This window comes from Paenibacillus sp. SEL3 (genome assembly GCF_054602585.1).
The window spans coordinates 6,468,274-6,483,053 of the sequence record NZ_CM137725.1; the positions used below are offsets into that span (position 1 = coordinate 6,468,274).

At 45.2% G+C, this 14,780-nt stretch carries 14 protein-coding genes; all 14 read right to left on the reverse strand.

Annotation, left to right across the window (positions count from 1 at the left end):
* Positions 1-7 precede the first annotated feature (7 nt).
* The 14 genes from ACYCS5_RS29100 to rnz all read right to left on the reverse strand — a co-directional run bounded on the left by ACYCS5_RS29100 (position 8) and on the right by rnz (position 14,753).
* Positions 8-2,092, reverse strand: a complete 2,085-nt coding sequence (locus tag ACYCS5_RS29100) for a hypothetical protein (RefSeq protein ID WP_459760583.1) — start codon at positions 2,090-2,092, stop codon at positions 8-10.
* A complete protein-coding gene (locus ACYCS5_RS29105; protein WP_459760584.1) occupies positions 2,082-3,917 on the reverse strand; it encodes a pilus assembly protein CpaF in 1,836 nt (611 codons plus the stop codon). Before ACYCS5_RS29105 ends, ACYCS5_RS29100 begins: the two co-directional genes overlap by 11 nt.
* A complete protein-coding gene (locus ACYCS5_RS29110; protein ID WP_165146657.1) occupies positions 3,918-4,775 on the reverse strand; it encodes a hypothetical protein in 858 nt (285 codons plus the stop codon).
* A complete protein-coding gene (locus ACYCS5_RS29115) occupies positions 4,772-5,485 on the reverse strand; it encodes a hypothetical protein (protein ID WP_340885634.1) in 714 nt (237 codons plus the stop codon). The genes ACYCS5_RS29110 and ACYCS5_RS29115 overlap by 4 nt, the downstream gene beginning before the upstream one ends.
* Positions 5,486-5,507: 22 nt before the next feature.
* Positions 5,508-6,494 (reverse strand): SAF domain-containing protein, encoded by a 987-nt coding sequence (locus ACYCS5_RS29120; protein WP_459760585.1) that lies wholly within the window; start codon positions 6,492-6,494, stop codon positions 5,508-5,510.
* 40 nt (positions 6,495-6,534) lie between these two features.
* Complete coding sequence (locus ACYCS5_RS29125) at positions 6,535-8,028, reverse strand: serine/threonine-protein kinase (protein WP_318627362.1); 1,494 nt, start codon at positions 8,026-8,028, stop codon at positions 6,535-6,537.
* 180 nt (positions 8,029-8,208) lie between these two features.
* A complete protein-coding gene (locus ACYCS5_RS29130) occupies positions 8,209-9,267 on the reverse strand; it encodes an SAM-dependent methyltransferase (RefSeq protein ID WP_165146666.1) in 1,059 nt (352 codons plus the stop codon).
* 22 nt (positions 9,268-9,289) lie between these two features.
* A complete protein-coding gene (locus tag ACYCS5_RS29135; protein ID WP_029517422.1) occupies positions 9,290-10,063 on the reverse strand; it encodes an ABC transporter ATP-binding protein in 774 nt (257 codons plus the stop codon).
* Positions 10,060-10,374 carry a thioredoxin family protein gene (locus tag ACYCS5_RS29140; RefSeq protein ID WP_029517421.1) on the reverse strand — a complete coding sequence of 105 codons (315 nt, stop codon included), beginning with the start codon at positions 10,372-10,374 and terminating at the stop codon, positions 10,060-10,062. Before ACYCS5_RS29140 ends, ACYCS5_RS29135 begins: the two co-directional genes overlap by 4 nt.
* Entirely contained in the window at positions 10,371-10,709 is a 339-nt protein-coding gene (locus tag ACYCS5_RS29145; RefSeq protein WP_029517420.1) for a cyclic-phosphate processing receiver domain-containing protein, read from the reverse strand. Before ACYCS5_RS29145 ends, ACYCS5_RS29140 begins: the two co-directional genes overlap by 4 nt.
* A gap of 71 nt (positions 10,710-10,780) precedes the next feature.
* Complete coding sequence (locus ACYCS5_RS29150) at positions 10,781-11,629, reverse strand: deoxyribonuclease IV (RefSeq protein WP_185156338.1); 849 nt, start codon at positions 11,627-11,629, stop codon at positions 10,781-10,783.
* Positions 11,619-12,437: an Fpg/Nei family DNA glycosylase gene (locus ACYCS5_RS29155; protein ID WP_025724124.1), complete on the reverse strand. Its 819-nt coding sequence runs from the start codon at positions 12,435-12,437 to the stop codon at positions 11,619-11,621. Before ACYCS5_RS29155 ends, ACYCS5_RS29150 begins: the two co-directional genes overlap by 11 nt.
* A gap of 73 nt (positions 12,438-12,510) precedes the next feature.
* Positions 12,511-13,359 carry a TIGR01457 family HAD-type hydrolase gene (locus tag ACYCS5_RS29160; RefSeq protein WP_081317588.1) on the reverse strand — a complete coding sequence of 283 codons (849 nt, stop codon included), beginning with the start codon at positions 13,357-13,359 and terminating at the stop codon, positions 12,511-12,513.
* 464 nt (positions 13,360-13,823) lie between these two features.
* Positions 13,824-14,753, reverse strand: coding sequence for a ribonuclease Z (gene rnz / locus ACYCS5_RS29165; RefSeq protein WP_029517417.1), 930 nt, complete (start codon positions 14,751-14,753; stop codon positions 13,824-13,826).
* Positions 14,754-14,780 lie beyond the last annotated feature (27 nt).

Genomic DNA, 14,780 nt, shown 5'->3' on the forward strand with positions numbered 1-14,780 from the left:
AACTTTCTTACTGAATTTTTTGTATTTGTTCATAATAGTTATCCATTTGAACAAAGCTCATGCCGATCAACGGAATCACCAAATATAAAAAGATAAGACCATACATCGGGGCAAAACCAATCATCCTTCCCCAGATAGCCTTACTGTCTATTATTTTTTCATACTCCTGTTTTCTTTGTTCGAAATAGTAGGACATATGGGATTCCAAATCATCAAAGGCCTCTCGAATCGTAATTTTACCTAAAGACAAATGAAGCTTATCCACGAGACGTTGAAATTCCGGCAAAGGCGCTTCTTCTTTTAGCAAGTCGAGAGCTGCCTCTGGCCCATGTTCATAATGAAGCAAACATTTTTGCAGAGGTCTTTTGAATATAACTGAAAATCTGTTCAGCCACTCCAATATTTCCTCAACAGACATTCGTTCTATAACCCGTAAAATGGAAATAACTGTTTGAAATTGATACACCTCATGCCTCATATCCAACCGACGCATTTTTCGTTGCAAATATAATAAAAGCATAGGCATTTGATAGGCTGCATACCCAACAATCAAACTAATCAGCACTTCCCACCACTTGATGTATTCATCATCCCAATCTTTTAGCTTTTGGAGGATACGCCAAGTATTTGTGGATAACTGTTCAGGAGTAGCAGTTCCATTAGCATTATGCTCTAAAGCAGCGTACGTCTGTTCGTATGTGCTGTTTGACCTCATGTTCAGCGAATGCATGATTTTGCGATCAATCTCACTCTGCTTCAAACCTTCTTTTTGCTCCACCGGACTTAAACGTCCAAACATTTGACCCGATTGCACTGGTGCGTGAAGGATATGCGTTTTCTCAGCTTCATGTAAAAAAAATATCGTACTGATACTGAGCACCAATCCTATAATACAAAGAGCCATTCTGCGTATGTAGAGCCACTCCAGCCTAATCTCCGCACCACTTTCCTTTAATAGGCGGGTTATTTGAAAATAAGAAGACATATGCTGTTGCGGAATTAAAGAATCCACCACATTACGAATGATAGGAAAACGGTATAGCTTCTGCTCCCAAACCCTCCGTCCTCTACCCGCACGATATCCTGTCTCGTCGGTCTGTTGTAGCTTCTGTAACAGGAAATAAGATACGATTATCACAATATAAACGGATAATTTTGTGATATAACCCAATTTTCCCTGATAAAACTCATCCATGGAGGGAAAGCTGGATCTCGCCCATGTCTCGATTGGGATGGTAAAGAAAACAGGTGCTAGTGCGATCACGTTTAGACTTTTTAACAGATAGTCCAGTTTATTTCTTCGCAGCAACTCCAACTGGATTTCGCGTGCGAGACTGCCGAGCCCCTTCAAGTAAATGGAGCCACCCTCCTCAACCCGATCACCAAACTCCATTACCATATACGAGATACCGGCAAAAGCTTTTAAAAATCGATTAGGAGCCGATTCATAGTATCTTTCCAATGCTTCGTGCGGATCAACATCTGTTAGCGCCTCATGGATGAGTCGTGCGTGTCTTCCGGCCTCTGCCTCCGCCAAATCGGCCGCTTCGGATATAGCTTCCTCCACCATACCGTGCTGATGGTAATAGTGACGCACATTGGCGAATAATTCGATCATCTGTGCAAGTAGCCTTTTTTCCATCCGGCTAATGGCCATATCCAAAATAAGACTGTTGATTACCACTCCGCATAAAACGGCTAATATAGCAAACTCTATTCCTGGCTTCATCATGACCAGCACAACACCACTGCAAGCAAAAGCTCCCCAGATGAACAGTGTCATCTTCATCGTCTGTAGGCGAAGCTTGTACTCATCGTAGGCATGCTGACCAGCTAGTCGCTTACGTATACTCGTGATGTATCCGGATAAGAAAGGGACCTTCATACACAGCGTGTACAACTTATGCAGTAAGGCTTGCAGCTCACGTTGCAGTACCGCTTTTCCCTTGCGCCCTTCCTTCACAGAATAAATTCGTTCTCTGCGAACTGCATGACTACTGCGCTTACGCAACCCCCATAAAGCTATATATAGAAGCGTAAAGCCCCCACCTGATATAAGTAAAATCCATAATAAAATTTCTTTAAGACTCATAGTCTTCCTCCCAATAGCGGGTCAAAAAACTGCGGAAATCTCTGGCATCATTTACATTCATCTGCTCATACATTTCTTGTACACTTTTGGCTGTTAAGGGCTCCATCGGTATATAGCTTCCGTTCCGATATTCCATAACGTGGCGATAACTGTAGCTCGTTGAAGCATTGGAGCCTGCATCCGTATGATCCGGGTCACGCGGCACACATTCTGTGATCCGTTCGATGTAGCGTCGCCCTTCCGCATCACGTTTGAGATGCACATCAAAGTTAATGACATGAACTACCTGTTCCTCAGCAATGCCTTCATGCTGAAATACTCCTGTTTTGAGCAATGAATTACGAAGTGAAAACACGAGATCACGAAATGTTTTGGCATGATGAGTAAAAATGGTGAACAGACTGGCAACCTGCGACATTTGAATCATCCAAGCAGCTACTTCATCACTTGCTACTTCGCCTAGTATATTGACGGTTCCATCTGTTTTTTTCTGTAAGTCAAGCCCTTGTTGTCCTGAAATATGATCCGTTTCTCGAAAGCTAAGAATATTACGGCGACTGTAGATACTGCGTAGATGCAGTTCAAAAGCCATTTCCTGAACGCGAAGCGTATACGAAGCATAAATGTGCTTGACCATCGCCATTAACAACGTCGTCTTACCTGAGCCCTGCGCGCCTGTGATAGCAGTAATCCGGCTGCCTTTCATTAAATAAGAAAGTAGCTGGATTGGAAAATCAGCATTTTGTCCCTTAATTAACTGTTCCAGCGATGCGCTTTGAATATCAAATTTACGGACAAAGAAAGCCCACGATTCTGAGAAAGGAGGTCGTACCACCACTACCCGTGACCCATCCTTCATTTCATTGACCTTATAACCATTTGCTTCGGAAAGCTGTCCCGGGTAATTGTATTTGTAAATATTTTGGCACACCCTTTTAAGTTCACGCTCAGATCCGAAGGAAAGGAACGAAAGATGGATCGTTTTACCTTTATAAAAAATCCATACGCTCTCATAACTATTGGCAGTAGGCATAGTTGTTTGTTCAAATACATACCCATCGGAAGGCCAGTCTGATGATGCAGGAATCCCACCTTCCGGCATACCACTGACGCCCCCACTTACACCGTCGATCCGCTGGTCACGAATATCATCAATGACGGAAAAGCCTTTATAATGCTGATAAATCCGCTGGACAATAATATCCACCTTCTCCAAAAAGGAAAGGGGCCGGTACTCACAATCATAGATATAACGAATGTCCTCTGCGGTAACGAGATAACTTCCATCTTCTTCACCTTGCTGTGAATATCTCATTTCGGCCAAGTCATAAGTATCCAGTAAACGTGATAGTGCATCAGCGCCAAACTTCTGCTGGTATTGGTAAAATATAATTTCGAATTGATCCTGTATGCTAAACAACTCAGGTCTGGAGAATGGCATAACAGTATCGACGATTTTCTCGTTTAAGCCGTAACCGTGAATCAGAAGCTCAGCCATCAGATTTTTAACAAAACGTTTATCTCCACTGCTGCCATTGGCACAGTCCTTTAATGCCCTGCGTAGTTCCGCCCTTTGATGGATACGCCGTCTATATTCCTCTTCATGCAATCCGGCATCCGCCATCTGGCTATGACTTAGTTCATGAAGTGCATTTTTGATATACTCTATTAATGTTTCTAATGTGGCATCTTCATTCTTTTTTTCTACCCGAAGGGTTGAATGTCGCGAGTGAAAATTCCCTCGATATTTTACAATAATCAGTACGATGCACATCAATACTATACAGGTAAGAATCAATCCGTTGATCATTTGAGCGGACAGCATTTAAGCGCCCCTCTCCAAAGCCTTGAGCCGAAGATCGGACTCTGCCGCCTCCAGAATAGCTTTGCTGATATGACGTATACTCTGCGCCCATCCTACAGTCATAAAAAGCTTGCGAGGCTGCCCTTTTCCACTTCGTACCTCACGCTGCACATGGCCGATCACATCCCTGCGGTTCCATGCGTCCATAAATCCGGTGTTATAAGGGACTGTATACAGAGCACCTTTGTAGCCATATCTCCTGCGAATATTCGCTTCATTCACTTGAGAATGCACATCATATTTTCCAAGTACTATTAATAAGGGTAACGATGAGTAGGTAGATAACGGAGACACGGATTCAAAATAAGCGTCTAACTCTCGCATATTCTGAGTGAGTGAAAGAACAGCCAGTTTGGCTCGTGCACATGCTTCATGCTGTACAGCCCCCCATCCTGCTCCACTTCCTGCATCAATTAGCGTTAAATCATAATATTGGTTCGCTGTATCTATTACTGCCCGTACAAGCCCTGGAGACAGTAACGGCGGTGCAGCTCCAAAGCTGGAGGTTCCCTCAAGTACATCCAAAGTATGTTCGAGTACAGGTGTCGTATAATTACGAATATTTTCTTTAGACAGTGTCCCTCGCAGAACTAAACGTGCGGCAGCATCCCAGCCCCCTTCCTGAAGCTGTAGGGTTGGATCATCCATACCATACTCTTGTATAGGTAATCCTGATTCAATACCAGTATGTCTACGACCCAAATGAGTCAATAATAGTCTTCCTCTATATAGATTGCCTATGGTAATTGCTATTGCTGCCGCCAAAGAGCTACTTCCACTAGCCCCCTTAATGGGGCTCCAAAACAAAATGGTACTCATGCTCTGCTCCTTTCCGCACGCTTTAGCGCACGACGAATCACCTTTAATTCCCAACTCATCCATTCCCCAATACAACGGCATAGTTCTTTCTTATACATTCTGGATAGCGGTTTTAGTATTAGCTGTTTTTTATGCTCATTTTCCAGTTTCAGAGCAAGCAACCCCTCATCCCATGGCAGTATATATGGCTCTTGCTGCCAAGATGCCGGGAAATGATTCATGTATTCCCACAGATACGGCTCCTCCAGACCACAATCCACGGCCTGTAAAAATAGCTTGTGAAATACAAGATCTTTGGGAAATTCAGGTTGACTGAATAAATGCTGAAGCCAATTCTGTCCGTTATGCATTAGCATGCGGCTATAATCACTGACCCAAACTCGCAGTTCTGCCCTTTTCCAAACAGAAATTGGACAAAAATCAAGTAACTCTACATCTAAAATAACAATGTCATAAACCTGCTCTGCCTTCTGATCAGCCCTCATACCTATATGCAGGTCTTCCCATGCTGTAAATCCAATTGCTACATCAAAACCACTAAACTGCGTAATGGGAAGTGGTTTGTCAAGCATCCCTATGCTATACCGATACCGTCCCCGCAGCGTAGCATCTACAAGCAGTACTCGTTGGCCAGAAGCTGCTAATATGCTGCTGATGTATAACAAGGTATCGCTTTTGTCACAAAGCCCGGCAAATATCCATGTTTTCATACTTCCGTTCCTTTTCTCTCATTTATTTGGCATACGGGTCAGAGCTTCCACCCTGCGTCAGAATCTTTGTTTGTTCTTGATGATCCTGCTCATTCTCATATTCATTTCTTGTAACATCAATCCCGCTTGTTGGGTTTTCTATAGTAGCACCCGCATGTTGAGCTGCAATTTCCTCACTCAGACTTCTTTCCACGGGTGTTGAAATTACACTGTTTGATGAATTAATTGCATTTTCAAGGGAACCCCGCAGCTGCTTAGACAGCTTTTGTTCAGCAATGTGTATCAAATTCGGATCACTATTCATTAACGCTAATACCTGCGCATTAGGCGGATAGGTCGGGATTGCCTTGGGCTGAAATTGGGGATCCACATATGTCAGAGCATAAATGGATGCTTTATGCAGGTAGGCATCAACAATCGCGCTCGAAAGCGATAATATTTCCTGCTCATTCAAAGTGACCCAGACAATTGGACCTTCCAGTCGGGAAATCTTCTTTTTGGATAATAGAATGTAATCCTGACCTGTTGGAAATTGTATGCGGATATCTACTTCGTCCCCCGACTTTAGACTGTTGGGTAGTACCACCACCTTTAGCTCACGGTTGCGTAAATCTTTAGGTGTGGGTTCATCAGCAGTAATCATAGACGATGTAAGCACAGATCCTTTTTTAAGCTCAATCTTGGCTGTGGTTCCGGAAACTTCACTTTTATCTGCCAGCAAATTTGATGGAGCCTGAGAACCGGGAACTTTAATTCCCTTCAAATCATTAGATGCAATCTGTTCACCTGGAGAAATGTCACGGACAACCGCCCAGCCTTTTTTCGCGGTTCGTTGCTCTTGTTCATACACTTTCCATTTCAGTTCTGCCTCTACCTCAGCCTGTTTCCTAACCTCATTCATTTGATGGATATTAACCATAAGGTAGCCGGCAAAGATAATGCCAACAATCCCAGCGCCAATGCAACCGGCATACAGTTTTTGTTTACTGCTTTTTCTTAGCTTGGACACACAACTTCTCCCCTGCCTCTTTTTGATATATACTTTCTATTTAGCGCCGTCGCTTAAGGAATGCGAAGCGTCTTCTCCGGGTGTCTGGAATAACTCCGCGAAACAGCTCGTCCAGCACCTGATCCATCTCATCATCCCGTTCGAAGGGGTCTGAGTGGAACGGTAGAGCAAATACTTTATCGTGATCCAGCTCCTTACGAAGCCTGCGAACCGCCTCCGAAGTTGCCAATGGCAAGCAGTAATTCCATTTGTGCTGTGGGTGGCGCTGAAGAGATCGGGTTAGCCCTGCTATATCCTGAACCCTCCATTCGGCCCCTGAGCCAACGACGAGCGGATAATCGGCTCTCAAGAATTCTTCCAGACGTTCATTATCCTGCCCACTCCCCAGGTCCAGTACGATAAATCTGTAAGAACCACCCAACAAAGAAATGACATCCGCACGCGATGTTTGTCGCCAGTAATGTACTCCATCGACTTCAAAACGCCGACTTGAACTCATTTGTCCAACGGATGTGCCTTCTACAACTTCTTGAAGTCGGGCAAATGCTTTGGCTGTGCTGTGCAGCTCAACCAAAGCTACGGAGCGGGATCTTCGAGCCAGATAGTGGCTCACCATAATTGCTGTATGCGTAGCACCGGAGCCGGCAGAGACACCCAGTACAGCCACTACCCTTGTACCTGCATAATCCATTGAGGCATCATTAACGGATATTCCTTGTTGAGCAGGTTGAAAATCAGCACTGCGACGCAGTTCTCCAATGACCTCCCCGGCGGATTGAAATCGTTCCTCAGGATTCTCACGCAGCAGTTTTCGAATTACTGGAATCAAATGACGAGACAATTCCCCGCGTATATATCCTTCTACTCCCGCAGTCCACTCGCTATATTTGCCTCCTGTACAGAGATACAATAGCAGCGCTCCCAAACTGTATAAGTCTGAACGAGCATCCGTCTGACCTGCTCCATATTGCTCCGGGGCAGCGAAGCCCACTGTGCCCAGCTTTACCGTATCTTGATCCAGCTCAGCCTTGTAGCTCCTCGCTATTCCAAAATCAATCAGTATAAATTCCATTTCCGGTGTCAGCATAATATTCGTTGGTTTCAGATCCCGGTAAATGACTGGTGGTTGACGGGTATGCAAATAATCCAACACATCCAGTACCTGCAAAGCGAATGGGACGATTTGCTCCTGTGGAATATAGCCTTGGTAGCCCTTCATATATGCTTCCAGCGTAATTCCTTCGATGTAATCCATAACCAGGTATACCGCTCCAGATGGGGGATGCTCAAAAAAATCAACAATTCTTGGTAAACGTGGATGGCTTAGTGAAATCAGCATCTCTGCCTCCGTGCGTACAAGCTTCATCACTTGTGGCTCGGCAACCGACTCCTTCACTGCCCATTGCTTGCCTGGCAGTTTTAAATCCTCTGCCATGAACACGCGGCTCATTCCTCCCGAACCCAATGTGCGCACAATACGGTAACGTTCACCAACAATTGATCCGAATTCCAACTGTGATGGTTGCTTCATTATTCTCCTACCTCCTTTCTTAAGCAAACAACGCAAAAAAGGGAAAGCTGCCGCAAAATCAAATTTCCATGTCGCCATGAAAATCGTTTTCGCGGGATGCTTTCCCTTGATTTAAACATCATTATTATTTTTAAGGAACAATTTGGATTTATTATATAGCACACCTGTATCTATTGTAAAGTGTTATTTTCCATACTTAATCATGTACAGGGTAATCTCATCTCGATTATGGAATAGCTGCTTAGCTCGCTGAATCTGCATGCCGGACTCCTCAAATGAAGCAATTACATCATGAATGAGCGCCAAGGGCTTTTTATGCATTAGCTTGACCGTAACGATAGCAGTACCACCGCTTCGCAAACTATATAGTAAATCAGTAACGAGCCTTGCCATTTGCTTAGGACTCCAGCTCATATCACAAACCAGCAGATCGAACGAATTCTCTTTAAATTTGACTTCACTTGCATTTTTACGCAAAAAAGTCAGATTGGCGTACTTCATCAGTGATGGCTCCATCTTTGCCGGATCAACCGCAGTAACTTTCAGTCCCCGCTCCAGTAAGAAGGAAGTCCATCCACCCGGTGCTGCCCCAATATCCAGTCCCTGATGGAAAGCGCCAAAATCTATGCCGAACGTTACTTCTGCTTCCAATAGCTTGAATTTGGCACGGGAAATTTGTCCGTCTTCTTTCTGAAAACGAACCGCACCTCCGCTCCAATCCGATAGGTTGTCCTCAGGACGTGATACACCTGCATACCACGTATCTGTATCTGCAAAAACGGACACAATAACATCGGCGCCTTGTACTGTTTGCTCCATAGGTAGATCACTTAATTGTTCACTCAAAGCCTGCTTAAGTGCACCTGCGCTTTCAGTCCAGCTGCTATTAGATCCTTTGCGCACCTGTAAAGAAACACGTTGATCCATCAATTCCTTGCGGTTACGGATGAATGCAACCAGACGCTCCTGCACCTGAACCAGATCCGTTCCTTCTTCCTGAAAATGAACAGGAAACAAGTGACGTAAAAACATCGGCGGCTGACCTGTAATTGTCCTCACTGCCTCAATTTCTTCCGCAGGTAATGTAGCCAGAAAAATTTCACCAGGTAAAAGCATCGTACTTTTCACAGAGCCAAATATTCTTCTAAGCTCCTCTTGAGCATAGGGTGCAAAACCGTGATTGGCCGTACAAATAAATCTTGATGATGACAAAGTAGATTCACTTTGTTCATCTGTACTCATATATAGTTCCTCCAAAATAACATTACCCTCCAGCGCACACCCGAATCCAGGGACGTTCTCCATCCCAATCCAGCTCAACCGAAACTTCATATGTGTGCATAATCAATTCTTTCGTTAAAACTTCTTTTTTCGGTCCAGCTGCTGCAACCTTACCATCACGAATCAATGCAACATGTGTAAATAGGGGGACAATCTCCTCAATGTGATGAGTCACATAGACCACTGATAAGTCCCGCTTGCGGAGCCGATCAATCTCGACCAGCATTTTTTCCCGCTCAAATAGATCCAACCCAGCACAAGGCTCGTCCATAATTAGCAGACGGGGTTCCGCCATCAGTGAGCGGGCCAACATCACCTTTTTACGTTCTCCTTGAGATAACGTCCCCAGCGGATGATGAATCAAGTCACCTAAATTCATACCCTCCAGCAAAGATATGGCCTTTTCTTTTGCCTCTGTTGGAATTTCCTGATAAAAGCGCAAAAAAGCATACGCACCTGTAGCGACTACTTCCCAAACTGGATCTTTTAGCGCCAGCTTTTCCAATAAGGTCTGACTGATATATCCGATCTGCTTGCGGACCTCCCGCACATCACATTGACCATACATTTGCCCAAGCACTTCAACCGTACCACGACTTGGAAACATATACCCTGTCATCATTTCCAGTAAAGTTGTTTTACCGGAACCATTGCGACCCAGAATAGCCCAATGTTGACCTTCTCGTATATCCAGGCTTACATCGTCCAATATCCGTCTTTCTTCCCGCTGCAACGTAATGCTCTTCATGGATATCATTCCATCACGCTCCTTATTTTGCTCAGCAAGTGTTCTACAGATTCCATTTTGTAGATGATTTCAGGATTATTGTTTTCACCATTATATATAAGAAGCGCGGGAACGCTGGATATCCGGTACTCCTGTACCAGTTCAGGAATATAGTTAATGTTGCTCTGCACCACTGCTCCTTCGGGGAGCAAATGCTCTGCTACCTCCAGCATCTTACGGGCAGCCGCGCATGTTCCGCACATGGGAGTGTACACAAACAAAGCCAGCTTGCATCCCTCCCATATGGCACGGCGCGCGTCTTTTTGTCCGATCTCTTTCATTGTTCAGACCCTTTTCTGATCTCTCGCATACGCTCCTCGGGTATGGGCCCATTATGCACGGTGACTCCCTCTGGCTTATTCGCATAGAGCAGCTCATACATGGCTCGCCGCCCCTCTGGACTGGAGGAATGCAAGTAAATTTCACGCGGATATAACCGTTTCCCTGCGATAGCAGCAGCCACATCTTTTCCCGTGGGTTGACCTGAACCCAAATCATAATCTAGCGATAGTATCGTAATAGGATATTCATGAAGCAGCAGCAGACACTCTTCCGCATCTCTTGCCAGCTTAAAGCCCGGAGGACAAGGCCGATAATCGTCCATAAACAAATACATCAACTTCTCCTCCTTTTCCCATATATGCAAGCTCACATGCCTCAAAGATAGTTATTATCAATCAGATTGATTTACTCCCAGCTTAGAATCATTTGAATATCCTCCTGATGTGTTCCATCAGGTCCCGTCTCACTCTCCAAAACGATAGGAATGCCTCTTACAGCCTCCTGATCTGTCATCCAGCGCATGCCCTCAGTACCAATGTAACCTTGCCCCACACGAGCGTGTCTGTCTTTTTTAGAGCCATACGGGTATTTAGAATCGTTCAAGTGAACTCCGCATAGAGCTGACCAATAGCCGAGACGGTTTCCTTTATCAATCAAAGCCTCGTCCATTCCACCGTTCCACAATCCTGCTGCATACGCATGACAAGTGTCCAAGCAAAAGCCGATACTGTCAGGATACCGGCACAACTGACGGATTTGCACCATTTCCTCAAGCGTGGTTCCCATAGGTCCATGATCCCCCGCCTGATTTTCAATCAATATTTTAGCATTTCCCTGCCAGCCTTCCAGCACATCATTAAAACAGTTAATGATGTTACGATAGCCCTCTAGAGGGTCTAACGAATGCATGTGACCAAAATGAACGACAATCCCTTTTGACCCACAGGCTTCAGCAATATCCAGATCATTGCGTAATGAAGCAATCGTCAGCTCATAAAGTTCCTGACCACGCTCAGACCCATGAGCCGGATTAACGGGATATGGCGAATGAGCAATGGATTGAAGCTGGTGCTCTACACAGTAAGCGTTGCAAGCAGCAGCATCAGTAGCACTCCATTCCTTCAGTCTCAGACTACGAGGATTTTTCGGGAAATATTGAAATGAACGCCCCTCCTGCTCTCGCGCACGCATAGCGGCTTTGAAAAAGCCACCACGCGTACTCACATGGGAGCCGATGAGCAATTTAGGCATCATGCTGCTGTACCGGGCAATAAAATGCTTTTTTCCCCGCCAGTTCAACCCTTACAATTTTTCCGCCACTTGGAGATTCTTCTCCTTCGCGGTCATATACTCGACACTGATGATCAAATCCACCTGTTAGCGTGTCTCCCTCCATTAGAGGCATTTCCATGTACCCGCCTTCCGCAGTAGCTTCACGTAGTACGGATTGAGTGGCATGGTATAGCTTTTCCACTTTTTCTGGCGACTGCACAATGTTTTGTACTTTGGAACCCGGTGTAAATCCGGCGATATAAGCAATTTCGTCCGAATAACAATTGCCAATACCTGAAAAAATCTGCTGATTCACCAGTGTTGTTTTTAAAATCCCCCGGCGTCCCTTCAGCCGTGCTGTAAACTTTTCCAACGTCATGCGGCGGTCTAACGGGTCAGGTCCCAGGTCTGACAAAGCCTCCTCTGTTTCTTTAGCCGTCAGCAAGTGCAGATAACCTAAGCGCAGTCCGATAAAATAAAGCTTTACTCCACTAAAATCTAATTCGATCTGAACTGTACGATCTGGACGCTGCTCCTCCGTTCCCAGAAATAACAGCCCTCCCAACATCAGATGAAGTACGAGCCGTCCGCCCGTGTTTAAATGAAAAATCAAATGCTTGCCTCGACGCTCTAAATATACAACGGTCGTTCCGAGCAATTGCTTCTCAAACGTTTCCACTTCAGTATTAATGGACTTTTCACGGCTAACCGTCACTCCAGTAATCGGAATGTCCAAAATTTGTTTGGATAATAAGATTCTGTAGTTTTCCATTTCAGGAAGTTCCGGCATATCAACATCTTTCCTTTCGTAGCTACATAGCTTTTAATGCTCGCAAGTTTTCTAAGGCATATACTTTTTTCTATTATCTCAGCTCTTCTTTCATCCAGTCCTGCAATTCAGCGAGATTTTCAAACATCAGGTCAGGTTTTACTCCAACGGTACGCACATGCTCGTCCATATTAGCGCGGGTCGTCACGCCCGACAGGATCAGAGCTGTTTTACAACCTGCTGCTGCACCTGCCGCAATATCTGTAAGCATATTATCGCCCACAACCAGAGCTTCATCCGCCCTAATGTTTAAGCGGTTCAGTGCATAATTCATCAATACGCTTGAAGGCTTACCGATGACAATAGGCTTTACCTGTGAAGCCGCTTCAATTGCTGCTCCAATCGTACCTGCTCCTGGCGTTAGCCCATCATGTGAAGGCAATTGGAGATCCGGGTTTGTCAAAATAAAAGTGGCTCCTTCCCGAATCCAACGCATGGCAGCGGCCAGCGCATCATATGTAAATTGACGATCTATCCCCTGCACCACATAATCAGGATGGTTCTCAACAAGCTGCAAACCGGCTCCTGTGAGTGCATCACGTAATCCTGTCTCACCAATACAATATACACGAGCTCCAGGACTTTGCTGTGCTACATATTGTGCAGCTGCTAACGCCGAAGTATATACTTCATGGCTGGCCGCTTTAATTCCCATACCAACCAAATGCTCAGCCACCGATTCGGGTGTGCGTGAAGCATTGTTTGTAACATAAGCATAAGGTATCTGGTCTGTACGCAATCGGGATATGAACAGATCCGCACCCTTGATCATCCGATTTCCATGATAAAGGGTTCCATCCAGATCAATTAGTAACGATTTTATCGCAATCCCCTCCCCCACTTCAAATCCATTCACATCATAGCATTGAAAATTATAATTCATCCTATGAACGATGTTCTCCTTCTTATTTAACCACCTTAATGATTCAGGTTATAAAATAATCGGCTGTCTCCATTCATCCCATCTATCTTAAGTCAAAAATGCTTATGAAGTCCATGAATTGCTGGTAAACCGTGCAAAATAGCGCCATTCCTCGCTAAAAGCCGTCGCTTTCACATGACATAAGTTCACATCTTCGTCGAAATCCATCGAAGGCGCTATTTCCTCAAAGGAAATCTTCTGTATTTCCTGATCATGCTCAAGACATAAAATCCTTTAAATTCGATATATAGAAACGCGAATATGACATACCTCCATATGTGGTAGAACAAATTCATCCCCACCACCGTGTACGGGTTCTCATCTCTTGTCGCATCCTGCGCTTTCCCGGAAAATAATTTCGGTGAAAAACAAAGGCACCGGAGCAAGCCCCGGTACCCATGCACATATCTTTCTCCAATCGTTTATTAACCGATATCGGGTACCGGTAACAACACATGCTGCTCCGCAAGCAATGAATTGGGAAATATGCTTCGCGCTTCCTCCAGCAATGGCTGAAGCTGCTCCTGATCTTTATACCTAGAACTAAAATGTGTCATGATTAGCTGACCCGCACCTGCGGCTTTTGCAGCCTCCGCTGCCTGAAGCGCCGTACTATGATGATACTCGTACGCTGTATCTGCCAGTTCATGCAGAAAAGTGGCTTCATGAACGACGACAGTTGCATCTTGAGCCAGCACTACCGTATTCGGGCAAGGTCTCGTATCCCCCAAAATCGTGATGATACGCCCCTTTTTCGGCGAACCCAAAACATCCTGAGGGTGCAAAATAACTCCACCCTCTACCTCCACGCTTTCCCCACGCTTTAACTTACCGTACACCGGGCCGGGCTTGATTCCATATCGCTCCAACAGTTCTTGGTTAAGCTTACCGGGCTTATCCATCTCTACAACTCGGTAGCCATAGCTGTCGATCCGATGATCCAGCAAAGCTGACTCTACCCGGAATTGTCCGTCATCAAACAGAACCCCGCCCGTATGCTCCACAATATGTAGTTGGTAATTGATACGCGATTGGCTGATCCCTAAAGATAGCTCGATATATTGCTGGATTCCAGGCGGTCCATATACCGTCAGTGGTGTCGTTCCCCCCTGGTACGCTCTGCTCGACAGCAGCCCCGGCAGACCAAAAAGATGATCCCCATGCAAATGGGTGATAAATATTTTTTCAAGTCTGCTTAGTTTGAGCGGCGAACGCAATACCTCTTGTTGAGTGCCTTCACCGCAGTCGAACAGCCACATGCTTCTTCGTTCTTCCAGCAAACGAAGAGCGATGGACGTTACATTTCGCTGAATCGTAGGCACCCCTGCATTTGTACCGAGAAAATAAAATTCCATAACATTAACCTTCTTCCTGCTGACCAG